This window comes from Halostagnicola sp. A-GB9-2 (genome assembly GCF_030068615.1).
Taxonomy (GTDB): Archaea; Halobacteriota; Halobacteria; order Halobacteriales; family Natrialbaceae; genus Halostagnicola.
In genome coordinates this window covers 32923-56889 of record NZ_JASJOC010000010.1, presented here as the reverse complement: position 1 = coordinate 56889, position 23967 = coordinate 32923, and the positions used below count along the sequence as shown (strand labels likewise).

Annotated in this window: 21 protein-coding genes and 1 pseudogene; 12 read left to right on the top strand and 10 right to left on the bottom strand. The window is 57.6% G+C overall.

The features are described from left to right. Nucleotides 1-167 precede the first annotated feature (167 nt). Together QNM96_RS18565 and QNM96_RS18560 are read right to left on the bottom strand one after the other, a co-directional pair. Nucleotides 168-1568, bottom strand: coding sequence for an FAD-dependent monooxygenase (locus tag QNM96_RS18565; RefSeq protein WP_283838228.1), 1401 nt, complete (start codon nucleotides 1566-1568; stop codon nucleotides 168-170). A gap of 295 nt (nucleotides 1569-1863) precedes the next feature. Continuing rightward, complete coding sequence (locus QNM96_RS18560) at nucleotides 1864-2490, bottom strand: hypothetical protein (RefSeq protein WP_283838227.1); 627 nt, start codon at nucleotides 2488-2490, stop codon at nucleotides 1864-1866. 96 nt (nucleotides 2491-2586) lie between these two features. Here QNM96_RS18560 and QNM96_RS18555 point away from each other — a divergent pair. The 4 genes and pseudogenes from QNM96_RS18555 (at nucleotide 2587) to QNM96_RS18540 (ending at nucleotide 6019) form a co-directional block, all read left to right on the top strand. Continuing rightward, a pseudogene (locus QNM96_RS18555) lies at nucleotides 2587-2991 on the top strand (helix-turn-helix domain-containing protein). A 93-nt stretch (nucleotides 2992-3084) separates the two neighbouring features. After that, a complete protein-coding gene (udk, locus tag QNM96_RS18550; protein WP_283838225.1) occupies nucleotides 3085-3789 on the top strand; it encodes a uridine kinase in 705 nt (234 codons plus the stop codon). Nucleotides 3790-4019: 230 nt separating this feature from the next. Further along, a complete protein-coding gene (locus tag QNM96_RS18545; protein WP_283838223.1) occupies nucleotides 4020-5633 on the top strand; it encodes a hypothetical protein in 1614 nt (537 codons plus the stop codon). Between the two features lie 113 nt (nucleotides 5634-5746). Next, nucleotides 5747-6019, top strand: coding sequence for a HalOD1 output domain-containing protein (locus QNM96_RS18540; protein WP_283838221.1), 273 nt, complete (start codon nucleotides 5747-5749; stop codon nucleotides 6017-6019). 168 nt (nucleotides 6020-6187) lie between these two features. Here the strand turns inward: QNM96_RS18540 and QNM96_RS18535 are convergent, their stop codons facing one another. Further along, nucleotides 6188-6616 carry a universal stress protein gene (locus tag QNM96_RS18535; protein ID WP_283838219.1) on the bottom strand — a complete coding sequence of 143 codons (429 nt, stop codon included), beginning with the start codon at nucleotides 6614-6616 and terminating at the stop codon, nucleotides 6188-6190. 119 nt (nucleotides 6617-6735) lie between these two features. Here QNM96_RS18535 and QNM96_RS18530 point away from each other — a divergent pair, with 119 nt between their 5' ends. Both QNM96_RS18530 and QNM96_RS18525 read left to right on the top strand, forming a co-directional pair. After that, nucleotides 6736-7044: a MazG nucleotide pyrophosphohydrolase domain-containing protein gene (locus tag QNM96_RS18530; RefSeq protein ID WP_283838216.1), complete on the top strand. Its 309-nt coding sequence runs from the start codon at nucleotides 6736-6738 to the stop codon at nucleotides 7042-7044. Nucleotides 7045-7497: 453 nt separating this feature from the next. Beyond that, on the top strand, nucleotides 7498-9012 hold the full coding sequence (locus QNM96_RS18525; protein ID WP_283838215.1) for an MATE family efflux transporter: 1515 nt from the start codon (nucleotides 7498-7500) through the stop codon (nucleotides 9010-9012). 192 nt (nucleotides 9013-9204) lie between these two features. Here QNM96_RS18525 and QNM96_RS18520 read toward each other — a convergent pair whose 3' ends face one another. Further along, the gene (locus QNM96_RS18520; protein ID WP_283838214.1) at nucleotides 9205-9561 is read right to left on the bottom strand and encodes a hypothetical protein; all 357 of its coding nucleotides are present in this window, start codon (nucleotides 9559-9561) and stop codon (nucleotides 9205-9207) included. Nucleotides 9562-9905: 344 nt separating this feature from the next. On the opposite strand from QNM96_RS18520, the gene QNM96_RS18515 reads away from it, so the two are divergent. Beyond that, nucleotides 9906-10346: a universal stress protein gene (locus QNM96_RS18515; protein ID WP_283838213.1), complete on the top strand. Its 441-nt coding sequence runs from the start codon at nucleotides 9906-9908 to the stop codon at nucleotides 10344-10346. Nucleotides 10347-10354: 8 nt separating this feature from the next. On the opposite strand, the gene QNM96_RS18510 is transcribed toward QNM96_RS18515, so the two are convergent. After that, nucleotides 10355-10762 (bottom strand): hypothetical protein, encoded by a 408-nt coding sequence (locus QNM96_RS18510; protein WP_283838212.1) that lies wholly within the window; start codon nucleotides 10760-10762, stop codon nucleotides 10355-10357. Nucleotides 10763-11474: 712 nt separating this feature from the next. Here QNM96_RS18510 and QNM96_RS18505 point away from each other — a divergent pair. Continuing rightward, nucleotides 11475-12323 (top strand): ParA family protein, encoded by an 849-nt coding sequence (locus tag QNM96_RS18505; RefSeq protein WP_283838211.1) that lies wholly within the window; start codon nucleotides 11475-11477, stop codon nucleotides 12321-12323. 230 nt (nucleotides 12324-12553) lie between these two features. On the opposite strand, the gene QNM96_RS18500 is transcribed toward QNM96_RS18505, so the two are convergent. The 3 genes from QNM96_RS18500 to QNM96_RS18490 form a co-directional block, all read right to left on the bottom strand. Next, entirely contained in the window at nucleotides 12554-13597 is a 1044-nt protein-coding gene (locus tag QNM96_RS18500) for a zinc-binding dehydrogenase (protein WP_283838209.1), read from the bottom strand. Between the two features lie 91 nt (nucleotides 13598-13688). Further along, nucleotides 13689-15386 carry a methylmalonyl-CoA mutase family protein gene (locus QNM96_RS18495; RefSeq protein WP_283838208.1) on the bottom strand — a complete coding sequence of 566 codons (1698 nt, stop codon included), beginning with the start codon at nucleotides 15384-15386 and terminating at the stop codon, nucleotides 13689-13691. A 111-nt stretch (nucleotides 15387-15497) separates the two neighbouring features. Continuing rightward, nucleotides 15498-16643 carry an acyl-CoA dehydrogenase family protein gene (locus QNM96_RS18490; protein ID WP_283838206.1) on the bottom strand — a complete coding sequence of 382 codons (1146 nt, stop codon included), beginning with the start codon at nucleotides 16641-16643 and terminating at the stop codon, nucleotides 15498-15500. Between the two features lie 372 nt (nucleotides 16644-17015). Here QNM96_RS18490 and rdfA point away from each other — a divergent pair, with 372 nt between their 5' ends. Both rdfA and QNM96_RS18480 read left to right on the top strand, forming a co-directional pair. Beyond that, nucleotides 17016-17633: a rod-determining factor RdfA gene (gene rdfA / locus QNM96_RS18485; protein ID WP_283838204.1), complete on the top strand. Its 618-nt coding sequence runs from the start codon at nucleotides 17016-17018 to the stop codon at nucleotides 17631-17633. A gap of 103 nt (nucleotides 17634-17736) precedes the next feature. After that, nucleotides 17737-19683 carry an archaea-specific SMC-related protein gene (locus tag QNM96_RS18480; protein ID WP_283838203.1) on the top strand — a complete coding sequence of 649 codons (1947 nt, stop codon included), beginning with the start codon at nucleotides 17737-17739 and terminating at the stop codon, nucleotides 19681-19683. Nucleotides 19684-20078: 395 nt separating this feature from the next. Here QNM96_RS18480 and QNM96_RS18475 read toward each other — a convergent pair whose 3' ends face one another. Next, on the bottom strand, nucleotides 20079-20786 hold the full coding sequence (locus tag QNM96_RS18475) for a helix-turn-helix domain-containing protein (protein ID WP_283838202.1): 708 nt from the start codon (nucleotides 20784-20786) through the stop codon (nucleotides 20079-20081). Nucleotides 20787-21176: 390 nt separating this feature from the next. Between QNM96_RS18475 and QNM96_RS18470 the strand changes: the two genes are divergently transcribed. Then, entirely contained in the window at nucleotides 21177-21452 is a 276-nt protein-coding gene (locus tag QNM96_RS18470; RefSeq protein WP_283838200.1) for a helix-turn-helix transcriptional regulator, read from the top strand. A 476-nt stretch (nucleotides 21453-21928) separates the two neighbouring features. Further along, complete coding sequence (locus QNM96_RS18465) at nucleotides 21929-22687, top strand: DUF4013 domain-containing protein (protein WP_283838199.1); 759 nt, start codon at nucleotides 21929-21931, stop codon at nucleotides 22685-22687. Between the two features lie 86 nt (nucleotides 22688-22773). Here QNM96_RS18465 and ugpC read toward each other — a convergent pair whose 3' ends face one another. After that, nucleotides 22774-23943: a sn-glycerol-3-phosphate ABC transporter ATP-binding protein UgpC gene (gene ugpC, locus QNM96_RS18460; protein ID WP_283838198.1), complete on the bottom strand. Its 1170-nt coding sequence runs from the start codon at nucleotides 23941-23943 to the stop codon at nucleotides 22774-22776. Nucleotides 23944-23967: the final 24 nt, after the last annotated feature.

Here is a 23967-nt window from a genome sequence, read left to right as displayed (position 1 = left end):
AGTCCGAGGAAGAAGAGACCTATAGCGATCCATACTGCCCCCGTACGGCGACCATCAGGTTCTCTGAACAGTCGCTTAATCACAACCATAACTGTTGGTCTAGTGGCATCAAATAAACACCTTCGTGTCGATTAGATTGTATCTACACGGGATTAAGCTGCATTTCGTCAGGGAGGTCGATCTCGAGGCGGCTCACCTTGTGACGATTTCTCGCGCCTGGGACGACGAGCGGGCCCGAGCACGCGCCAGATGACTCGGGGTCGAAATAACACCGACGGCGGTTGCTCGAGCATGAAGACGGTCCACATGCGATTCGATAACCAAACGTCGGTGTGGGCGCGGCGGGTCAGACGGTTCAAATACCAGTCGAAGATGGCCGTCCGTCGAGGAAGCGATCCCTCGGTTTGTGGAAACTCGAGGTCGGCTCCGATCGTCAGGTCCCACGCGATATCGACGACATCCGAAGCGGCCTCGAAAAAGCGGTGTGCCATCCCGTCGCGCTCGCCCCCCGCAAGGACATGGTGGAGTGCCAATGCCTCTAACGCAGCGACCGACATTCCCTGTCCGTTGACCGGATTAAAGCTGGCGATTGCATCGCCGATAACGATCAGCCCCTCGGGAAACCGCTCGAGAGCTTCGTACCGGTACCGGCGGTTCGACCGGAAGGGATAGAAGGCGATGTTCTCGTCCGTCATCGGGTGCTCGTCCAAGAGGTCCGTTACCGTCGTGGTCGGCAGGCTCGTCGAGAACTCCCTGAAGCCCTCGGGGTCCGTCGGCGGATAGTCGCCATGTACCCCGTGTAAGTTGAGCAGCCATCGATTACCTTCGACCGGAAAGACGAACGCGCCGCGAGTACGAGGTGTCTCGGCTTCCATAGAGATCCCGAGGTGGTCGTCCGCAGGGCGCTCGATGAACGTCGAGGCGTACCCGATGTCGATGGTAACCTCCTCGAGGGGCGGCGGATCGTATCCGCGCTTCTCGAGCCACGCGGGCGTTCGACTCGTCCGGCCAGTGGCATCGACAACGAGATCGGCCGCGAGAATCTCCCGCTCGGAGTGTTTATTTCGAATCACCACCCCTTTGACTGCCGTTGCGTCTTCGTTAGCGACGTAGTCGACGAACCGACAGGGTGATCGCAGGGAAACGTTGTCGAACGAGTCGACGTGTCGGCGGACCAGGTGTTCGTAGAGGGCGCGCGTGGAGAGGTGCAACGATTGGCGGTCCGTAGTCACGAGGGTGTCACCCTGGACGAAGACTTTGAACTCCTCCCCATTTGCAATCACGCCACCGGCATCCAATAACTCGTCACAAAATCCCGGAAACAGGTCCTCTATAGTCGCCCGGCCGCCTTCTAAAAGCACGTGTACGTGTTTTCCCTGTGGAACTCCGGGTCGCGTTTCGATCTCGGCCGTGAGCTGGTCGCGTTCGATCACCGTAACCTCGTCGAACGCATCCGCGAGGACGCGCGTTGTGAACAACCCGGCCATGCTCGCGCCGATTACGACCGCGTGGCCCTTCCGAGAGGCGATCCGATCACCGTCGTACCGCGGGACCGTTGCCAAGGTCATTGGAATCAGCCGTCATGTCGTCTACTTCCCGGAGGGCGTTAATTGTTACCAATTATCAATGAGTGGGGCTCGTACTGCACAAACGCTTTGGAGTCGACATTCCACACCCAATACCACTATTACGTGATGAAATAATCGACCGCTGATTAAGGCGGATTACTACCCGCATTGACCGGAGCACCCGGGTTCCCGTGATACATCACTCGCCACAGTCTGCTGGCGGTTCGAGCGATCAGCATTCCTACTGACTGCTCGAGGGACGGCAAGTCATGTGAAGTATAGAACATGATAAATACTAATTCGGTCTCCTATTAGAAATCTCGACGCGCCGCTCGCGGTGCATAATTCCTCCCGGAAATCGTCGGAGTTTGGTGACAAGTTCGTCCTCCGTTTCGTACGTTACAATCCGCAAATCCCACCGCACTTGCGCTGACCGGATCATCGCACTGATTACGTCATTTTCGTGAGCGAAGACAAGTCGATCGCCATACGTCTCCGAAAACGTCTCGAGAATGCTCCCTGCTTCTTCTCCGACGCCGAAGTTGTGGCCAAGAAAGGGGAGAACGAACGCCGTTGCATTACTGCATCGAGTATACGCTATGCTTTGCGTTGCGGCATCGACCTCCGTCGTATCAACTCCGAGATCCAAAGCCAAGAAGGCGTTCACACCTGGATCCGTCCGTAACGATCCTTGTACCCGTCGCAAGAGCGCTTTGGCCTCGTCGATTTCGTCTTTGCTCCGAAAAAGCTGACGCAGCGGACCGGGCAGGTCGTCGATGTCGATCCGTTCACGTTCCGTTTCGCTCAATACGTAGTTGAGGTTGAACGATTTATACGGGCCCATCAGATAAAGAAGGAACCGATCGTATTTCACGTTTCCAAGTTGACCGCGGATAAAATCGCGCATAATTTCTGTGGTCATACCTACTCATGACTCACTATCTTATAAAAAAGAGAGTTCTCAGTAGTCTTCGGCTTGACAAAATCTAAATGATTGATAGTCGCAGGACAACACAAGATGTCGACCGACAGCAAACGGCCAACCGAGGAGAAGGCCCCGGAGGACCTCCTCCCAGAACAAAGCGTCCTCACCCTTGAGGAGTACGTCTAGATGCACACCGCTGTCGGTCATCGAACCAGATGCGAGATTTGCTATCGGCTCGTCCACGGCGGCGATATGAGCCCCAAGCAACTCGAGGAGGCCCTCGACGTGGACGACAGCACGCTCCACTATCACCTAAACGAACTTCTCGACGTGGGTCTCGTCGAAAAACGACAGCGCACCGAACGGGACCAGGATGGGCTGTACACGTACTACCGGGCCACCGTGTTCGGCTCGGTGACCCTCACGGACGGCGTCGACGAGCTAATCCGGGGCGAACGAGAATTCGACTCGATGTACGATAGCTCGAGCGAGTCGTAGCCGTCCTCCGTCTTCGTATTCGTTCGCAATAGCTAACAGGTTCATCGGCCGGATTTCACGACCTTCTTAACGGTCGGGAGTAAGGAATGATCGATGAGTATTCCCTCGTTCGTCATCGCCATCGCCGGCGGAACCGGGGCCGGCAAGACGACGGTGTCCCGAGAAATCGCCGATGCCGTCGGCGAGGCCGTGACGCGCATTCCGCTCGACAACTACTACAAGGACCTTTCTCACCTCGAGTACGAGGAACGAAAATCGGTCAACTACGACCATCCGTCGGCGTTCGAATGGGAGCTGTTGCGGAGTCACCTCGACTCGCTCTCGATGGGGCAAGCGGTCGAAATGCCACAGTACGATTTCGACGTCCACAACCGGAAGGTGGAGACGACTACCGTCGAGCCGACGGACATCCTCATCCTCGAGGGAATCCTCGCATTGTACGACGAAGAGATCCTCGACATGCTGGATCTTCGGGTGTACGTGATGACCGATGCAGACGTTCGAATCCTCCGTCGGATTCAACGGGACGTGATCGAACGCGAACGGGAACTCGAGGGGGTTATCGATCAGTATCTAGGGACGGTTAAACCGATGCACGAACAGTTCGTCGAACCGACGAAATCCGACGCCGATATCATCATTCCGGAGGGAGCTAATCGGGTTGCGGTTGATCTCCTCACCGATAAGGTGCAGGCAGAACTCGAGACGGAAAACAGCGATCGGAGCAAAGCCGTATCCTTCGACTCCTTGGACGGTCATTCATCGGCCGTCGACACCGAACCCGACCACTCCGGCTGAAAGTCCCACCGCGATCAACCGGGTTAGAGGAGCGGTAGCTGACATGTAGGGGACCGCTATTCTCGCTAGGGGAACCGTTGACAGCGAAAGGGAGATACCACAGCGACTGTCACTCGATTTTCCCGGACAGACACGGATTTTCAACACTCAATTCGAGTAGGTAGTTGCTACAAATGACGGTCATCAGTTTCTAAAAAATGATTGATACGCCGCCTGACGGAGAGGGTCGTATGGTAGGGTTCGACCGGCGACGGTTTCTCACGGCGACAGCGTCCGCAGCAATTCTTTCGTCGATAACCGGATCGGCGATGGCTCGCGACCCAGCGAAAGAGACTGCGGACGCACCTGTATCGGGATGGGAATATCTCACTGCGCCGAGTAGTCTGTACGAAAATTCCCTGCGAGTTGACGACGGCTACCTGCTGGTCGGCGGGAGCGACGTTCCGGACGAGTTCGGAACACAGGGACTGGCGACCAAACTCGCCCAAACCGGAGAACTGGAGTGGGAGGAGACGTACCGATCGACCCCCCAACAGGAGGCTCGAGAGATGGAGCCGCCGACGGGGCCGATTCCCGAAGATTGGCTAACGCTTCCACTCGAAACCGGCGACGGATTCCTGCTGGTCGGCTGGACGTATTTCGACGGAGCCGCGGTATACGTCACTCGCATCTACGATGTGGACGAAGACGGAGCCGTCCAAAGCGAGCAGTCACTCGGCGAACTGGAGGACGCCTCCGCGTTTAGCTATCTTCGAGATGGCATCGAAACCGAAGACGGCTTTCTCTGCTGTGGGGCAGAATCGCCGGGTATCATGCTCGGGAGCGCAGGCTGGCTCGTCGAACTCGAAGGGGACGGATCAGTCGCAGGGTTCACCAGATATCCGGCGACGGAGCGCGACCTCGAGACCACGAGCAGGTCCGACGTGTTCAACGCTATCGCGCCGGCATCGGACGGCTACGTCGTCGCCGGCTCGTACGAACCGGATTCAGAAGCGCCGCCCCGGGGGTGGGTACTCGGTATCGGCGACGATCTGAACGAGCGGTGGGACGACCGCTTCGCTCTCGAGGAAGACGAACCCACGCTCGTCTACGATGTCGTACAAAGCGATGTGGAAAATTATGACTTTCTGGTTGTTGGCGTAAGCGGCGCGGTCGATCGGTTCGGACGCTCGGCGCTCCGCAATCCGGAAGGAACGGGTGATGGGTTTGTGGCGGCGTACACAGACGATGGAACCCAGCAGTGGCTCGAAACGCTGGAAGACACGCCGCTGTTCTGTGCACAACTGACCCCGTCGGGCGTCGTCGCCGGGGGCGCTCGGAACGGGAACGGCTGGGTCGGAACGCTCGATCGGACTGACTTCCAGGCCGATCAGTCGAGTGTCGTCGGCTCCCTCTCTCGAGGACACGACGGTGGAGTCGTCGCCGCCGGGAGACGGGTCGACGGTGAACAGCCTGCAGCTTGGGCGCGAACGGTTTCGGTTTTGGGTGAAGATAAACCGCCGAAAGAGCCTCCGAAAGATGAAACGATCGAGTATCTCGACTGCCAGCGGGTCCGTGTCGTCGGTGATTATACGGATGTTATTTTGAACATCACCTTCGACCCCGGTGACGGCCAGGTTGGGACGATTAGCGAACCGGTCGGCGGTGTCGACGGAGAACGCCGTATCGACGCCGTAGCGGAGTTCGGACTCGATCCTGACAACACCGTCCTCGCGTCCGTCGAACTCTTCACCACCGAGGAGCCCGCGACGCCGGGGCTCGGCGATGAGGTGGTAATAAACCCGGATCTCGAGGCCTGTCTCCAGGAACAGCTCGGACACCTCGATATCGATTCTGGAGAATAGGATCGAGTTGCAGCATGCAAATCTATTTACCCACAACAACGTCAGACGCATAGCTGACGAGCGTCATCGAAGGATCACCGATATTTATATAACCCAACGTGGCAGCGAATTATATGACACGCAAGGAACTGATGAGCCTCCAAGTGGTCGAGAAAATCGCAGATCGTGAGGGCGTGCCATCGACCGAGCTCTCCCCGCCGATTTACGACGTGATCGACACGGACGCTCTCGACTCGCTTTACGACTCGGTATCCTCGGACCGAGTACAGCCGACGCTCGAGTTCACATATAAAGACTACTTCATTCGAATCGACTCGACGGGGCAGGTTCACGTCGAGGAGACCGGCGCAGTCGTCGACCCGGATACGCACGGCCTGAGTTGCTAACGAGGAAAAGTCTCCCCGCTTCCTCCGCCGTCCGCTGCATCCACTGTTTGCCCAGCCTCAGGTGTGGTCGACCTCGGAATGTGCGCCAGTCCTAGAACGTGAGCCGGTTTGGTGACGTGCGACGGGACCCTAATCACCCGCCAGTTCCAACCGGCGGTCGCGTTCGGGCTACCTGATGACGGTCACCGGAACCGGGGCACGGCGAACGACGATTTCGGCGACGCTTCCGAGGTGAAGCTGTGACGCTCCGCCGCGGCCGTAGCTACCGATAACCACATGATCAGCATCGGATTCCTCCGCACACGCGACGATCGATTCCGCGGGGGAACCAACTGACGTTTCCCGTTCGATAGGGTTTGCAATGTCGTGACCCTCGAGTGCCCGGTCGAACAGTTCCGATGCGCGTCGCTGTTCGGTCTCGAGCCATTCGTCGGTCAACGGTTGGTCATCGATATCCTCGGGGTTCGGATCGAACGGGTCGATCGCGTGGAAACAGAGGATGGTGGCTTCAGGAAACCGTTCGAGAGCGTACTCGAGACCGCGTTCGGACTGCTCGGAGCCGTCGAGGGCGACGAGGACGCGTTCGTCGGCGTTCATAGCCAGTCCTTCGAGGAGGAGTACAATAAGGGCCAGCCCGATAGCGAACGGATGAGAATCCGGACGTTCGTAGCCGCTTGCCAAACCGTTATTTACTCCCTCTTTATACGAAAAACGTGATGGACGACAACTGCCAGACCACGGTGAACGCCTTTCTCGAGGAGCACGACCTCGAGAGCCCGCCTGAAAATCACGTTCTGGATCTGTCCGCGGAAGTGGGCGAAATCGCGGGAGCGATCAACGCGTCGACCGAGTACGGTTCGAAACCCGAACGGGCCCAGGTGCCGAGAGACGAACTCGGCGACGCGATGTTTTCGCTGCTCGCGGTCTGTGCGTCGCTCGATGTCGACGCGACCGCCGCGCTCGAGGAGTCGATTGAGAAGTACGAACGGCGGATCGAAGAGTCGGGGAATCCGGGCTCGAGTTGAGAGAGTCGATGCCTTCTCTCATCGACCGCTTCGGGGATAATTCTCCTGCTTTCAGGATATTTGATTCAACAGCAACTCCCCGAAATCCCTGATAACGGAACACCCACGGTATGGAAGCTGACTGGCTCTACTCGGGCTCTCGAAGTGCAGAGTACGGACGAAGAGACTGCTATCGTCCTTGCGGAAGAACGCAAACTGTCGCCACACGAAACCGGCGATCATGCTGTTCAAGAATCGGGAATCGTCGCGGTATGACAGAGGGGACAGGTATTCTCTCCATCGGGATCGAAGACACGTAGATTGCCTTTTTGCCCGAGTCATTCGGGGGGAGCACGGTTGAGCACCGTGATTGGGACTGATTCACTGTGAGGTGTGGTGTCGAACCGGAACCGGTTTTCCCTGCCGCGTCGGGAACGTCTTTTCCGGGGGGTCGTCTAGCCGGTACCGATTCCGTTGGCACGACGAATTCCGAACCCGTTCCGACAACTCATCCTCTGGATCGGACTCGCGCTCGCCCGCCTCGGTTTGATAGACCGCGAGCGAGCGCGCCGGACAACCGATCTTGCGTGGCCCCGAATCGTCACCGGGCTCGCACGAATGTCGAAAAACGCCGTCGACGTCGCGATGGTCGGCGTCGCCGTCGGTTCGGGTGCCATCGCCGGAGTCGGGTTCGCTGCCCCCTACTGGGGGCTCGCCTTCGCCCTCGGCGGCGGCGTCGCGGGCGGAACGATCGCACTGGTCTCACAGCGGTACGGAGCTGACCGCTTCGATCAGATGGGCCAGGCGGTCCGCTCGAGCGTCGTCTGCGTCCTCGCGGTAACGGTACCGGTTGCGGCCGTGTTCTGGGCCTACCCCGTCGAACTCATCTCGCTGATCAGTAACAACGAGGAGGCGATCGAATACGGAGCCGAGTACCTGCGAGTCGTTGCGCTGGGAATCCCCTTCGCGGGGCTGAACCTGATCGGCAGTCGCACGTTCGTCGGGATGGACGACTCATGGACCCCGATGGTCGTCCGAGCGGGCGGCGCGGTCGCGAACATCGTCCTCAACGCCGTTCTTATCTTCGGCCTCGGGATGGGCGTCGTCGGTGCCGCGCTGGGGACCGTCATCGCGAACGTCGTCGTGACCGGCACGTTTGGCGTCGGACTGATCACGGGACGGCTTCCGGGCCTCGAGCCGTTCGACGTCAGCATCAGTCCCGTCGGAAGCTACCTCGACGGGGAAACGATCTGGGACCTGACGACGATCGGACTCCCCGTGCTCGGATCGAAGCTCGTCTGGACGATCGCCGAGTTTCCGATGCTCGCCATCGTCGATATCTTCGGACAGGATACCGTCGCCGCCTACGTCATCGCCCGCCGGATCTGGGGCCTGATGAACACGCCCGGTTGGGGCTTCGGCCTCGCCGCCTCGAGTCTCGTCGGCCAGAACCTCGGGACGGGCGACGAGTACACCGCCGAGCGCTACGGCAGGGAAATCGTCTACTTTTCGACGGCGGTCTATCTGATCGCCGGAGCGATCGTCTTCGTCTTCGCGGAACCGATCGCGCTGGCGTTTACCAACGATCCGGCGGAGCTATCGATACCGACGGCAGTTGGGCTCATACGGGCGGCGTGCGGGGCGATCGTCTTCAAAGGAGTGTACACGGCGGCCGCGGGAGCACTCAACGGAAGCGGCGACACGCGGTGGCCGTTCTACAGCCAACTGCTCGGGATGTTCGGGCTCTCGATCCCCGTCGCGTATCTCGGCGCGACAGCCGTGTCGATCCCGAATATCGGTCCGACTCCGATCCTCGAGCTGACGATTTCGGGCGGAACGATACCCGCACTGGGACTTACCGGGCTCTATCTCACCTTCTTCGCGGAGGCGCTTACACCCGCAGTGATCAACTACTACCGGTTCTCGACCGGCAGATGGAAGGCGATCAGTCGAAGCTACCGCCCCGATAAAGCGCCTGCTGACGACTGAGACGGTCTGCTGTAACGATTTACCGGTGGTGAGTCGAACCGTGTGAGACGAGCCTCGGTGGAGGAGCGAAGCGAGTCAACCGTTGCAACCGCAGGGCGGTCGCGGTTGTACTGGCAATGACTTACAGCAGTCCGTATGATAAAAGCGTATCTACGGGATTCAACGGGTCCGAAGCGAGCGCGACCGGCGGCGCTAGAATCCAGGAACGCCGACGGCATCGAATCCGGTCACGCCGATCGCGGCAAGCGCATAGAGCACGATCAGGACCGTCAACCACGCGAGGAGTCCGATCATCGCGGCAGCCGTCCACTCTCCCGGGTAGCGGAAATTGATGACCGCGATGTACGCGAGAAGAGCTAACAACGGCCCCAGTAACGGAATCCAGCCGACCAGAAAGCCGACAACGCTCCAGATTATCGCACCGATCAGTGCTGTAACGATCGCGTGATCGTAGTCGCCGGCACCGACGATGACGCGAGCACCGACGTATATTCCGGCTGCACCGATCAGGAGGCTCACAACGAAGACGATTGCTGAGGCGACTACCATAGTCGAGGTGTCAACTGGGGGACCGAAGTGGATAATGCTTGCAAACGATGGAACAATGCCACGAGCGACGTCGGTGACTCTCGAGTCAACTATAGGGCCAGCCTACGGTACGTTTGCCGCCTGCACAAATCACGCCCGAATGGAGAGTATATCCGATACCGCTCGTAAATTCGAAACGATAGTCACGACTGTGGAACGATACCTGCGAACTCGAGACGGGAGTGAATGAGGTGGGATATCCTCGGATCAGCTTGCCGACTCGACGTAAGCAAGGAGCGGACTAAGAACGCAACTCGGAGACCGTTCGGGGCTACGTTGACGTATCTGGAGCGTCGAGAGTGCGTATGTTCGATACAATCTTGATCCCGACGGACGGCAGCGAATACGCCAGGGCTGCCGCACAAAAGGGACTCGAACTCGCACAAACCCACTCTGCCCGCGTACACATCGTTTCCGTGGCCGACGCTGGACCGCTCGGGGACATTCGATTACCGGGTGACGCCTCGAGCGCCGAAGACGCAATGAGCGGAAGAGCCACGGAGTACGTCGAAGAAATCGCTGAGAAAGCACAGGAGCACGATATCGAGGTGACGACTGCAGTCCGGACGGGATCGCCGGGAAAACAGATACTCGAGGCGGCCGACGAAGTCGATGCCGACGTGATCGTCATGGGAACCCGCGGCCGGGGCGGGGTACACCGAATGGCGGTCGGGAGCGTCACCGACCACGTCATTCGATTCGGTGACATCCCCGTTTTCGTCGCTAATTCGGGATCCGAACAGTAACGGCGGAGTCAACTCGAAATTCGGTTGATCGCTTTCGTTCGACGACCGATCGACCAGCCGAGCAATGCGAGACCGACATAAATACCGATCGCGGGGAGGACGAAGGCCTCGAGAACAGTTTCGGGAGTGAATCCCATCGAATCCATAAAGAGCGCGATCAGCAGGGAGACAAGAAAGAGACCCAAACCGATATCTGCGGACCGCATCGTCGGTAACTCTCCGGGCGTCGAGTAGATTCGGCCGGTAAGGTACCAGACGATCGCAAACGTGAGCCAGCCGACAACCAGCGTGAGCGCGGTCATGAAGAGATCACCGGGGTAATATCTCGGAAGCACCGAGAGGTGAACGAGGACTGTAACGAGCAACGCGACCCCCAAAAGCGCGTACAACATCGGCGACTGGCTACTCCGGTCCATTCGTATACGAGAATACGAGGTTCCTGGGTTAAAGCGTTCGGCCCGTCGGAAATACACGCTAGTTCGGAATAAACCGTTTCAGAGGGAGGCGCGATTCTCGATCAGTCGTTTCGTCGAACAACACGGACCCTCGAGCGGTCGGAATCTCGAGTTTCGATTATCGAATCGAACACTGATTCCGAAGTGACCATCTGATAGGGTCGGTTGTCAGTCATTTCCGGCCAGCCGCCACCCCGCTCTGGCGACAAACCGGTACACAGGGACAACCGACCCTATGAGACAAGAATCTATTCCGCCGCTGTCGGAGTGACGGATCGACCTGTGATCCGATCGTATTGGCGAGATTCCGTGGTAACGCGAGATTGCGAGTGTCTCGGCCGGGAACGACGACGAGCGGCTCTTCGTCGGCGTTCGTACCGAATCTGGGGAAGATGAGGGCCGTTTTCCATTTCGACGGGAAAACCGCACCATTTTCGCCGACATGAAGGTGATCGGTACAGCCGGAAAGGCCCACTGTAAAGGCCCCGAAAGTAGTACGAAGGGTATTTCTGCGGGAGGGCATACCTTCCCAAGGCTGATATTTACAATACAATTCCATTTTCAAACAGGACTAGTTGTCAGCGATTCAGATTTTGTCGATCGAGTGAACAAACCCACGTCGCCTATTTCGATTGGACAGCGTTTTTGAGCACCGGGCCATCTATCCCCGTACATGCACACGTATTCCGTCTGGTCCAGCGAACGGGGGCCTCAAACCACTGCCATCACCGCGAGCCTCGCTCGAGCCCAGGCCGAGCGAGGTGATCGGGTTCTTGTTGTCGATTTCACACCGCCGGGCGGCGGTCTGACGGAGTACTTCGGCCTCGAGACACAAGACAGATACGAGGAAAATATCGTCTCTCACTTGCTCGAAGAGGATACCGAGCCGTTCGACGAACTCATTCGATCGGCAGAGTCGGGCGTCGACATCGTACCGACCCACGACTATCTCGCGGAACTCGACTCCATCCTCGAACAAAACGCCGTCCTCTCAGAACAGTCCGCACCACGGATCGGCTACGAATACCCGAAAACGGAACAGCTCCACCGAGTTCTCTCTGATTCCAAAGTATTCTACCAATACGATATTATCCTGGTCGATTCTGGAACAGGAATCAATCAGTGCGCCTACAACGGCGTGTACGCCGCCCCAAATGTCCTGATTCCGTTCGAAGCGGGCACACAAGTCGAGACGCTCGAGAGCGAATTCGAAACGATCGAAGAGACGCTCGATTCGATCGAGGTGGACGTGCTCGGAACGGTTCCTACTGGCCTCGAGTCCGACGGGACGGGCGAGTATGCTAACAACATCGCCGACGTGTCAGCCGAACTCCCGGCGACGGGCATCGGAATCGATGACTGTCCGTCGCTATTCGAAGACGTTCGCGTCGCGAAGACGAGCTTCCACGAGTTCGAAGCGAACGAGGAGTACCGACAGCTCGAGGATCACGAACGGGATATCCTGGAATCGGTAGAGGAACTCGCCGAGTACGTCTCGACGGAGCTGAAGCCCCCGTATTGAGCAGGTGGTAGAATAACTGCGAGCGTGCCCGATCCCTTGTTCGAGTGGCGGCCGTTCACGGCGAATATAATTCGTTGGTGTATCACTCGTTGGGATATCGGATATGAGTTGTATATTTGGCAAGAGTTGTTCGAAAAACTATCATATTTCTCATATAATCAGGAAACGACGTCATCGGCCACAAAACGGTGTGCTATATCGGTCCCGAAGCGGGATCGAACCAGAGTGACTCAGTCCAATTCGCTATCCGGTTTGACGACGACCTTGCCGAACCCTTCACGATCCTGAAGCATTTCGTGTGCTCGAGCGGCGTCGCTCATCGGTAACACGTCTCGGATAGCCGGTTCGAACGTTCCGTCCCAGACGAGTTCCATTACGTCGTCGACCTCGCCGGGCGTCGCCATCGTCGAACCCAGGATGTTCAGTTGGTTCCAGAAAATGCGATTGATGTCCGTTTCGGGAGCGCCACCCGCAGTGCCGCCACAAGTGACGAGCCGGCCGCCCTTGGCGAGGCTCTTGATCGAGTCACGCCAGGTCGGTTCGCCGACGTGTTCGACGACGACGTCGACGCCGCGGCCGTCGGTCTCGTCGTGAATCCAGTCGGCGAAGTTCTCCTCCTCGTAATTGCACACGTGATCTGCACCGTGTTCGCGTGCGTACTCTAACTTCTCCGCACTGCTTCCGGTCGCGTAGATTTCCGCGCCGGCGTAGTCGGCGATCTGTAATGCCGCGTGACCGACGCCGCCGCTCGCACCGAGGACCAGCACCGTCTCGCCCGCCTTCAATTCGGCGCGTTCGATCAGCATCCGCCAGGCCGTCTGAAAGACCAGCGTCGCCGACCCCGCCGTCTCCCAGTCGACGTGATCCGGCACTCGGATCAGGTTTTCCGCCGGAATCGCGGCGTATTCACCGTGAACGCCCGTGACGTGTTCGCCGATGATGTGAAAGGTCTCACAGAGCGAGGCCTCGCCGTCGCGACAGAACTCACACTCGCCACAGGAGACCCCCGCGGAGAGGGCGACTCGATCCCCGCTCTCGTATTGGGTGACGTCTTCACCGACCGACTCGACGAGACCTGCCGCGTCGCTGCCCGGAACGTGTGGCAGGTCGAGGTCGAGTCCGGGAAGCCCGCGGCGCACCCAGATATCGAGATGGTTCAGCGCGCCGGCTTTTATGTCGACCAGTACCTCGTCCGGCGCTGGTTCCGGATCCGGAACCGCACCGTACTCGAGTTCCTCGATTCCACCGTGTTCCGTGACTTTGACGGCGTCCATACGCAGACTAGTTGTGTACGCGCGGAATAGTTCTGGTGAAACCGGCGGCGAACGGAACGCAATTTCACACCGCACCCGAAGATTGACTGTCTCAGGCGAGACTCACGGTCTCCTGATACGAGCCGTACGTCTCCTCGAAGACCTGCATGATCTCGCCCATCGTCGTGTAGACCTTCACGGCATCGACGATCGGCGGCATGACGTTTTCGTCTGCCTCTATACACCGCGATAGTTCCTCGAGCGCCGCCTCGACCTCGCCGTCGTCTCGCTCGTCTTTTACGCGCTCGAGTCGCTCGAGCTGGTTCTCGCGGGTTGTCTCGTCGACGTGGAGAATTTCCGGAGAGGTATCCTCCTCGATCGTGTACTCGTTGACGCCGACGACGACCTCCTCGCCGCGTTCGACGCGCTGTTGGTAGTCGTAGCTCGATTCCTGTATCTCGCGGTGGAAATAGCCCTCTTCGATCCCCTGAAGAATGCCGTCTCGGACCGATCCGTCGCCAATTTCTCTGATCTCCTCGAGGTAGGCCATGATCTCTGACTCCATCTCGTTCGTTAGCGCTTCGATCGCGAAGCTCCCGCCCATAGGGTCGACGATGTCCGCGGCACCGGACTCCTCGGCGATAATCTGTTGTGTCCGAAGCGCGACGCGAACCGCATCCTCGCTCGGCAAGGCGAGCGCCTCGTCGAAGCTGTTGGTGTGTAGCGATTGGGTTCCGCCCAGAACGCCCGCGAGCGCCTGAATCGTCACTCGGACGATATTGTTCAGCGGCTGCTGGGCCGTCAACGACTGTCCCGCGGTCTGCGTGTGAAACTTCAGGCGTTTCGATTCCGCCCTCTCGGCGTCGTACCAGTCCTCCATCACGCGGGCGTAGAGGCGACGCGACGCGCGAAACTTCGCGACCTCCTCGAAGATCGAGTTGTGCGAGTTGAAGAAAAACGAGAGGAGGGGTGCGAACTCGTCGACATCCAACCCCCGCTCGAGACAGTCCTCGACGTACGCGAAGCCGTCGGCCAGCGTGAACGCCGCCTCCTGGGCCGCCGTCGAGCCCGCTTCTCGAATGTGATAGCCCGAAATCGAGACCGGGTGGAACTTCGGCGTTTCGTCGACAGCGAACTCGATCGTATCTGTGACGATCGAAAGCGACGGCTCGGGCGGAATCACCCACTCTTTCTGGGCGATAAACTCCTTGAACATATCGTTCTGGAGGGTCCCGCGGAGTTCCGAGCGGGGAACGCCCTGCCGGTCGGCGAGCGCGACGTACATCGCATAGATCACGGCGGCCGAGGGGTTGATCGTAAACGAGGTGGATATCTCGTCGATATCGATCCCTTCGAAGAGAATTTCGAAGTCAGCCAGCGTGTCGACCGCAACGCCTTCCTTCCCGACCTCGCCCTCGCTCATCGGATCGTCGGAATCGATTCCCATCAGCGTCGGCATATCGAACGCGACCGACAACCCGGTTTGACCCTGGTCGATCAGGTATCGAAACCGCTCGTTTGTCTCCTCAGCGGTCCCGAATCCGGCGAACTGTCGCATCGTCCACGTCCGACCGCGGTACATCGTCGGATAGGGGCCGCGCGTGTAGGGCGGTTCGCCCGGAAAGCCGAGATCCGACTCGTACTCCATGTCGGCAACGTCCTCGGGCGTATACAGACGATCGACCTCGTGGTTCGACACGGTCGCGAATCGATCCTTTCGCTCACCGCCCTCGAGTGACTGCTCGAGGGCACCCTCCTCCCAGCGCTTGCGGTGATTGCGAACCGTCTCGAGGTCGTCCGGGTCGTACATGGTCGTCAATGATGGTGTCGATATCCTAAACTCTTGTTCTCGTTCGCTTACAGTTTGCCAAATCGATCCGCTCGAAGCACGAGGAATTTCAGAACTGTTCCAAAGAAGGTATCAGTCCTTCAAGTTTCTCGCGATTATCTTCTTTTGGATCTCCGAGGTGCCCTCGTAAATCGTCGTGATCTTGGCGTCACGGTAGTACCGTTCGACGTCGAAATCCTTCGTGTACCCGTACCCGCCGTGGACCTGAATCGCCTCGTTGGCGACGTCGACCGCCGTCTCGCTCGCGAAGTACTTCGCCATGCTCGCGGCCATCGAATCGACGCCGTCCTCGTTCTTGCGCGCGGCATCTCGAGTGAGCAATCGGGCGGCCTGCACGTTGGTCTGCATCTCCGCAAGTTTCTGTCCGATCGCCTGGTGCTCGATGATGGGTTCGTCGAACTGTTCGCGCTCGTTCGCGTACTCGATCGCGTCCGCAAGGGCCGCCCGTGCGACGCCGACCGCCTGACTCGCGATGGCGATTCGACCGCCCGTGAGAATCGAGAAGGCCGCTTTGAGCCCCTCTCCGACAGGGGTGAGCCGATTCTCCGCCGGAATTCGAACGTCGTCGAACAGCAGCGTCGTCGTATCGCTCGCTCTGAGCCCGAGTTTGTCCTCTTTCTTTCCGACTTCCAACCCCTCTACGTCCTTGGGAACGAGAAACTGGGTGACAGTCGTTGGGTCGTCAGGGTCCGTTTTAGCGAACAGAATAATAACGCCACTCCGTTCTCCGTTCGTGATCCACTGTTTCTTTCCGTTGATGACGTACTCCTCGTCCCGGTCTCCGCTGGTGCTTTCCTCGAGACGGGCCGCAGTCGACAGTGCGGCCGGATTCGAGCCGGCGTGGGGTTCGGATAACGCGAACGCGCCGACGGGACGGCCGGCGGCCATCTCCGAGAGCCACCGCTTTTTGTGTGCGTCCGAGCCGAATTTTCGAATACAGGAGGTCGCCAAACAGTGAACGGAAAGGGCCGTCGCTACCGCGAGGTGTCCCGCTGCGAGCTCCTCGTTGACGATGCTATACGTGAGCTGATCCACATCGATTCCGCCGTACTCCTCGGGGACGGTGAGCCCGGTGAGATCGAGTTCTGCGAGTCCATCCCAGACGGTTTCGGGAAACCGCTGGGTTTCGTCTGCCTCCGAAACGCCGTCGGTGACCTCCGATTCGACGAACTCCCGGACGGAATCCCGAATAAGTCGTTGTTCGTTCGTGAGATCCATACCCAATCAACGAGCGTGTAGATAGTAAAATGGCGGGTCGTAATTGGACGGTTCAACGCTGTCTTTCAGCCTCCCGCCACACGAAAAGCGACGCCGGAACCGAGCGAGTACCAACAGATCGAGTTCGAACGGCCGGAGAACCCATTACGCACATATCGGTGTAATCAAGATGGTATCGATGACGTTCCGTGACTTGACGAAATACCGGATTACATCATAAATTGGAACGGTTGATTGCTCATGGAGGTCGAAACGGTCCCGTTTCTCAACCGACTCGAGAGGGCGTGAATGTGAAGTTAGAATCGGGTAGTCCCGCCGAGGAAACAACCGGCATCCGGAACATTTGTATCACCGGAATGCTATGGTAGACGTATGACAGTTGAGTCGGACAGTCGTCGACGAACGAAAGTCGAACGGGTGATCGACACCTACGATCTCGATGAGTGGGGTGCCCGACTCGAAGCCGAATGGCTCGGTGAAGGTGGGAACCGGACGAGTCTCCGCGATCTCGCGACGGAGTTTAATATTGCCATCCTCCAGGAAGCCCTTCGTGAGGCCGGTGGAACGCCAACACGCCGCGACGTCGAAAACACGTACGAAATTTTGACCGACGACGACGCGACATCCTCGGAGCGGATCCGAAAGCGACGGTCGCTCGAACGAACCGGCGTAAATATCGACGACGTTCGTTCCGACTTCGTCACCCATCAGGCTATTCACACCTATTTGACGACGGTTCGGGAAGCGGAGCTCCCGAAGAACGACGACGACGAATCGCGGCGGGAACGAAAGAAAGAAACGATTCAGCGACTGGCAAGTCGCACGCAGGTCGTTACCGATTCGACGATAGAAGAGCTAGTCCGAGCCGAATTGCTCACCGAACAGAACTATGACGTGCTCGTTTCCGTAACAGTCGTCTGTGAAAACTGCGGAACGACCTACACCGTCGGCGAACTCATCGATTCAGGTGGCTGCGACTGCTCGTCCTAAATTGCGCTTCGAACCGTGACAACCCGCGCTGAAAGGGATGGCGAACGAACAAGATCCTCCGCTGGTGGTGGTTATTTATACAGGGAACACAAACCTCTCTGTAATGTCAACAGCGAAGTCACTCGAATCGACAATCGATCTTACTGCGGAAAATATCGGTGGGATCGACGAAACCTCAGTCACGCTCCACCCCGGTGTTAACGTTCTCACGGGGCGGAACGCGACAAACCGGACGTCCTTTCTCCAGGCGATTATGGCCGCACTGGGGAGCGAACAATCGTCCCTGAAAGGAGATGCAAACGAAGGCGGCGTCGAGTTGACATTCGAGGATAGCGAATTCACTCGATCGCTCCATCGGCAGAACGGCAGTGTCTCCTTCGACGGAAACCCGTACCTCGAGGACTCCGAGCTCGCAGATCTCTTTGCGTTCCTTCTGGAGTCCAACGAGGCCCGACGAGCCGTCGGTCGCGGCGATGATCTTCGTGAGATCATCATGCGGCCGATCGATACCGACGAAATCGAAGCCGAGATTTCGTCTCTCGAGGACGAAAAGCGGGAGTTGGACGACCAGATCGCCGAACTCCAGCGACTCGAAGACGAACTTCCCGAACTCGAATCCGAACGAGTGTCACTCGAAGAGGAAATCGAGCGAGTGAGTGCCCGAATCGACGAACTCGAGACGGAACTCGAAGAACACGAGATCAACGTCGACGAAAGCCGAACGAGAAAAGAGGAGTTAGAAGATGCCTTCGCCGAACTCAGAAGCGCACGCAAGGAGTTCGAATCGGTCGAATACGATCTTGAGACCGAGCGAGAAAGTCTCCAGGAACTCAAACGTGAACGAGACGAACTCGAGGAAGCCATCGAGGAACACACCGCCGAAAACACGGAGTCTCCCGACCGACTCGACGGGCGTATCTCTGAACTGCGAGAACGAAAACGATCGCTCGATTCGAAACTAACCGAGCTACAAAACGTCATCCAGTTCAACGAGAACCGGCTCTCGGGCGATGGGATCGATCTCGACGGGGAGTTATCCGACGACGATTCCGCGGAACTAACCGACCAGTTGGTCGAGGAGTCGGACGAAATCGTTTGCTGGACGTGCGGATCCACCGTCGAACGGGACCGGATCGAATCGACGCTCGAACGACTCCAGTCATTGCACCAGAACACACTTGCTGAGCGAAACGACGTGCAAGACCAGATCGACGAGCTCTCGGAGCGAAAGTCCGAGATCAAAGAAAACGCTCAGCGACGAAGCCAACTCAAACGGAAACTCTCGTCGACCGAAGACGAGATCGAAATGCGCGAGGGCCAGATCGAGGATCTCGAAGCGCAACTGGGCGAATTAGACGAGCGCGTCGAGGACCTCGAGGCGGACGCGGAGTCGTTCGAAGACACCGACTACAGCGACGTTCTCGAGACCCACCGCGAACTCAACCGCGTCGAACTCGAACTCGAGGAGCTCGAGTCGGATCGAAGCGGTGTCGCCGACCGGATCGAGGAACTCGAGGCGACGATCGACGACCGGGGCGAACTCGAAAAACGCCGTACGGAGATCGATGAGGAACTGACGGAGCTTCGAACGCGCGTCGACCGGATCGAGGAGGATGCGATCGATGCGTTCAACGATCACATGGAGTCAATCCTTTCGGTGCTCCAGTACGGAAACATCGATCGAATCTGGATCGAACGCCGAGAGACGAGCGTTCGGGACGGTCGCCGGACCGTTTCAAAAACCGCGTTCGACCTTCACGTCGTTCGGACGACCGACGAGGGAGCGACGTACGAAGACACGATTTCGCACCTCTCCGAAAGCGAGCGAGAGGTAACGGGGCTCGTCTTCGCACTCGCCGGTTACCTCGTTCACAACGTTTACGAGGAGGTCCCATTCATGTTGCTCGACTCGCTCGAAGCTATCGACTCCGATCGAATCGCGTCGCTCGTCGAGTACTTCGAAGAGTACGTCGATTGCCTCGTCGTCGCCTTACTCCCGGAGGACGCCCAGCCCCTCCCCGAATCACATCACTACGTGACCGAAATCTAAGCCACCGTATCCTTTTTGTTGACTTGAGCAACCCTATCAGTGGCGACGGCCAAGTCGATCTCGACGAGATGAGCGTTACACAGATATGTGTGTAACGCGTTCTACAAAAGTGCCAAATCACACATATATAAATAGTGAGGGAGTAAATATGAAAAGAGGAATTGACAGGTGTTAGTACGAGCAGTGGAGAGAACCCCCATGGAGATTGTTTGAGAAGCCGACTTCAGTTATCAATTACTCGAATACAGAAAATATCACGGATTAGTCTACCAATTAGACACTTCGAAACTGCTCGGAGATGATCTTATAGATAGACAAATCGGTTAGACAGAAAAGCAGAATATCGGGTGGTCGTCGATCGAATGGGAGTCGTAGAAAGCGATGGTCACTGCGACCTACGACGCTTCACGAAGCCGGTCGAGGAGCGAATCGAGATCGATCGTCGTAACCGCCAGCGAAATGTTCTCTCCGCGAGCGAGTTCGGGTGCGAACTCCCACAGTTCGTCTTCGCTTACGCCGTGAAGGACGACGGCATTCGGCGTCGGGTTGATAACACGAAGGGCAATGAGAGCCCCCTTTCCCGACGTGTTGTTCGTAAACACCAGCGCACGGTTGGTACTTTGTCCGTAGAGGTTGTAGAATTCGCTGCTCGAGAGGTGCCGAATAGCTTCGACGCTGTCGACGACCGTGTGTCCCGCAACTGTATCGTGGCTTCCCGCTGCCAATTCCGTTGCCTCGATGGTTTCGTAACACTGCTGGAGCGAGACGTTTGCACGGTACTCGTGGAGATCCAGAATGATATCGCTATCCAGGCCGGCTGATAACGCTCGAGCGTGTTGACGGATATGTTTCCCGCCTCGGTACTCGTCGATATCGAGCAACGCGTTGACTGTGCGTCGGATCGTTCCGCTTCCGGGATTTTCCCTGCGTCCGGTTTCGTAATCGGAAATCACCGAGACGGAGACGTCGAGTTCAGCAGCGAGGTCGTTCTGGGCGATTTCGAAGTCCGTTCGCCATTTCCGGAGCGTCGCACCGGGGTTCTCGCTTAACGCGATTTCTCCTGCGATTTTTTCGGCTAGCTTATCCCGCGCTTCGACCATCATATGTAAGTAATGTGCCAATCAGTACTTAACGATGCCGAAAGAGTGCTTTTGCCGTCAGCGAAGGAGTTTCACTCCGGAAAGCAAGGACGGGTTCAATTCATCAACCTAGTGGTGTGAATTGTAGAACGGAACCGATAGTGTGGGTACTCAGAGAAACAGAGTTGGCTACGGACTAATCAGTCATATATCAAATTAGAAGGATTTATCCCCGGCCGAAGTAACTCGGTCGTTGCGAGGTTGCTCAGGATATTACTCACCTATTTTATTGTTTACAAAACCGAAACTGCAGTCGAAGCGTCTCTTTCACCCAGTAAACAAATGAAGTCACGGGACTATGTCGTAATCGTAAAACAACGAATTTATGATTATTGGGTTGAGATACTTCAATGAATGTACGACCTCACTGGATTCCAACGCGACCTGCTGTTAGTAATCGAAGGACTGGACGAACCTCACGGGTTAGCGATCAAAGACGAACTCGAGGGGTACTACGAGAAGGAGATTCACCACGGACGATTGTATCCGAATCTGGACACGCTCGTCGAGAAGGGGCTAGTCGAAAAAGGAGAACTCGATCAGCGGACGAACTTCTACTCGACTACGCGGCGTGGTCGCCGAGAGATCGAAGCACGACGCGAGTGGGAAAACCAGTATATCGACGCGTGAAAATCGAATCGGTGAGCAATTCACCGCAGTCTTTTCCGAGGCGCCCGCTGGTAGTCCGGAGGGTTCGATAGTGCTGTACCGTGCTTTTCTCGAGCGTCGATTTTGGGCACCACGTTTCCGCGGTCGGGGGACAGGATCGGGGTGGTGAAATTCACTGCACTAAACTGTCCTTTAGTACAGTGGTATGCATAGCGGCCGAATACGCAGAATATGGGCGAGAGAGAATACTTCGCGCCCAAATCTAAAATTGTACATTCTATAACGCTATATGAAATTCAGCGGAGCCAGTAACAACGGATCTGCATAAAACGGTGGACCACAACGCCCCTTCGTGTACAGGATCCGAGCCGTCGAATCGAGTCGAATCTCCCTCCTCTTCCATCCCGCAATCACAGCACACTTACTCCAATAGTCCGTATCGAATCGATATGGACACAAAGGTCACGGAGAACGGTGGGAATCTGTGAGACGGGTGTATGGGAAACGGCTCGGTCGTCAAGAGCGAATCGACCACCGAAAACGAGCGGAGCTCGAGAACGAGCAGAAAAATGCTCGTTGACGCGCTCAAATACCCAACCAGAGGAACGCCGGCCCTCGGCGTCGCGGGAATCGTCGTCGCCATCGCCATCGGCTATCGATACACCGTAGCGTTCGTCCCATCGGTAGCCGCCCTTGTTCCCGGCACCGCGACGATGATTGCGTTCGCCGTACTGGTTGGATACCTGTCTCACGTCCTCGTCGACGACGACCGGGCACCACCGCCGCTCAAGGTGGGGGCGTCGCTGCGATCCGGTTTCAAATCGTTGGGTATCTCGGTCGTTTTTCTCGCAATACCTCTCGTGCTCATGTTCACGACGGTGTCCTCATTCGTCGAAGCGGGATCCGACGGGGGCGAGATACCGGCGGTGTTCATGGTGAGTTCGACGGCGATGTTGTTCCTCTTCCTTGTGAGTGTCTACGCGCTTCCGGCCGCGGTAGTAGCCGCGACGAAAGCCAGTACGATGCGCGCTGCGTTCGATCGCGAGCAGGTGTTCCCTGCACTCAGAGAGCTACCGTACGTCACCGCCTGGATCACGGGCTTTACGCTGTTCGTCATCGGACTCGTACCCGTCTCGATTACGATTGGATCGGCCGATGTCGCCGGACTACTCTCCTCGCTGTTCGGCGCGTATCTCGTCCTCGCCGGCAGTCGTATCATCGCCACCGGATACAGGCGAGCGACGACGAACAGCTGACACGACGAATGTTGATTTTTCGTTATGAAAAGTCACGGATAGCGAAACGATCGAAAACGGCAGACGAATAGCGTCGGGTGTCTCCCTCAGAGCTGTGGCGCCTGGGACTCGGCCGTTTCGAGACGCCGGTTGTGCAACGCTTCACCGGTCTCCCCGTGGAAGAGGTGGATCGCATCTTCAGGAATGTGTGCGGTCACCGTCTGTCCGCTCTCAAACTGACGCATTCCGCCGATCGTCGCGATAATCGATTCCGCTTCCCTCGACGAGTCCTCGCTGTCGAACTGAAGGTAAACGATATTCTCGTCACCCATCGGTTCAATGACATCAATCGTCGCCGCAACATCGTGTTTATCCGATGGAGGGTCCTCGGAGATGCCGATGTCCTCGGGACGAATCCCGAGCACCGGGTCCGACGAATCCGAAACCTTCGTCGCGATCTCATCGGAGATCGAATAGTCGAAGAGATCGGCTTGCAGGATCGTCTCGTCGGCTTCACTGTGAAGATCCGTATCGATGAAGTTCATCGATGGTTCTCCGACGAATCCGGCAACGAACAGGTTCGCTGGCCGGTGGTAACAATCGAGTGGCGTCCCAACCTGCTGAAGCGTTCCGTCGTTGAGGATTGCAACGCGGTCACCCATAGTCATCGCCTCGGTCTGATCGTGGGTCACGTAAACCGTCGTGGTATCGAGTTCCTCCTGAAGGCGCTGGAGCTCCGTTCGCATTTCCGCTCGAAGTTTGGCATCCAGGTTAGAGAGCGGTTCGTCCATCAGGAAAACCGACGGGTCACGAACGATCGCTCGACCGAGTGCAACGCGCTGTTGTTGCCCACCCGAGAGTTCCCCCGGTTTTCGATCCAATAATTCCTCGATACCCATCATCTCAGCCGTCTCTTCGACGCGCTCGTCTATCTCGTCGTCGGGCATATCCGTCGATTCCTCGAGCCCGAACGACATATTCTCTCGAACGGTCATGTGCGGGTAGAGGGCGTACGACTGGAACACCATCGCGATATCCCTGTTCTTGGCGGGGATATCGTTTATCACTCGGTCATCGAGACTGATTTCGCCCGAGCTAATCGACTCGAGCCCGGCGACCATCCGGAGCGTCGTCGACTTCCCGCAACCGGACGGGCCGACGAGAACGAGGAACTCGCCGTCGTCGATATCGATCGATACCTCGTCGACGGCAACGATTTCGTTCCCGTCGTCTTCCGTGAATACTTTCGTAACGTCGTTGAGTTTCGTTTGAGCCATTATTGGAACCTCCGTGCGGGCAGA

What these genes read in the sequence shown, in the direction of transcription:
- QNM96_RS18565 (WP_283838228.1), bottom strand. Translation starts at nt 1,568, where the DNA reads ATGACCTTGGCAACGGTCCCGCGGTACGACGGTGATCGGATCGCCTCT.
- QNM96_RS18560 (WP_283838227.1), bottom strand. Translation starts at nt 2,490, where the DNA reads ATGACCACAGAAATTATGCGCGATTTTATCCGCGGTCAACTTGGAAAC.
- udk (WP_283838225.1), top strand. Translation starts at nt 3,085, where the DNA reads ATGAGTATTCCCTCGTTCGTCATCGCCATCGCCGGCGGAACCGGGGCC.
- QNM96_RS18545 (WP_283838223.1), top strand. Translation starts at nt 4,020, where the DNA reads ATGGTAGGGTTCGACCGGCGACGGTTTCTCACGGCGACAGCGTCCGCA.
- QNM96_RS18540 (WP_283838221.1), top strand. Translation starts at nt 5,747, where the DNA reads ATGACACGCAAGGAACTGATGAGCCTCCAAGTGGTCGAGAAAATCGCA.
- QNM96_RS18535 (WP_283838219.1), bottom strand. Translation starts at nt 6,616, where the DNA reads ATGAACGCCGACGAACGCGTCCTCGTCGCCCTCGACGGCTCCGAGCAG.
- QNM96_RS18530 (WP_283838216.1), top strand. Translation starts at nt 6,736, where the DNA reads ATGGACGACAACTGCCAGACCACGGTGAACGCCTTTCTCGAGGAGCAC.
- QNM96_RS18520 (WP_283838214.1), bottom strand. Translation starts at nt 9,561, where the DNA reads ATGGTAGTCGCCTCAGCAATCGTCTTCGTTGTGAGCCTCCTGATCGGT.
- QNM96_RS18515 (WP_283838213.1), top strand. Translation starts at nt 9,906, where the DNA reads ATGTTCGATACAATCTTGATCCCGACGGACGGCAGCGAATACGCCAGG.
- QNM96_RS18510 (WP_283838212.1), bottom strand. Translation starts at nt 10,762, where the DNA reads ATGGACCGGAGTAGCCAGTCGCCGATGTTGTACGCGCTTTTGGGGGTC.
- QNM96_RS18505 (WP_283838211.1), top strand. Translation starts at nt 11,475, where the DNA reads ATGCACACGTATTCCGTCTGGTCCAGCGAACGGGGGCCTCAAACCACT.
- QNM96_RS18500 (WP_283838209.1), bottom strand. Translation starts at nt 13,597, where the DNA reads ATGGACGCCGTCAAAGTCACGGAACACGGTGGAATCGAGGAACTCGAG.
- QNM96_RS18495 (WP_283838208.1), bottom strand. Translation starts at nt 15,386, where the DNA reads ATGTACGACCCGGACGACCTCGAGACGGTTCGCAATCACCGCAAGCGC.
- QNM96_RS18490 (WP_283838206.1), bottom strand. Translation starts at nt 16,643, where the DNA reads ATGGATCTCACGAACGAACAACGACTTATTCGGGATTCCGTCCGGGAG.
- rdfA (WP_283838204.1), top strand. Translation starts at nt 17,016, where the DNA reads ATGACAGTTGAGTCGGACAGTCGTCGACGAACGAAAGTCGAACGGGTG.
- QNM96_RS18480 (WP_283838203.1), top strand. Translation starts at nt 17,737, where the DNA reads ATGTCAACAGCGAAGTCACTCGAATCGACAATCGATCTTACTGCGGAA.
- QNM96_RS18475 (WP_283838202.1), bottom strand. Translation starts at nt 20,786, where the DNA reads ATGATGGTCGAAGCGCGGGATAAGCTAGCCGAAAAAATCGCAGGAGAA.
- QNM96_RS18470 (WP_283838200.1), top strand. Translation starts at nt 21,177, where the DNA reads ATGTACGACCTCACTGGATTCCAACGCGACCTGCTGTTAGTAATCGAA.
- QNM96_RS18465 (WP_283838199.1), top strand. Translation starts at nt 21,929, where the DNA reads ATGGGAAACGGCTCGGTCGTCAAGAGCGAATCGACCACCGAAAACGAG.
- ugpC (WP_283838198.1), bottom strand. Translation starts at nt 23,943, where the DNA reads ATGGCTCAAACGAAACTCAACGACGTTACGAAAGTATTCACGGAAGAC.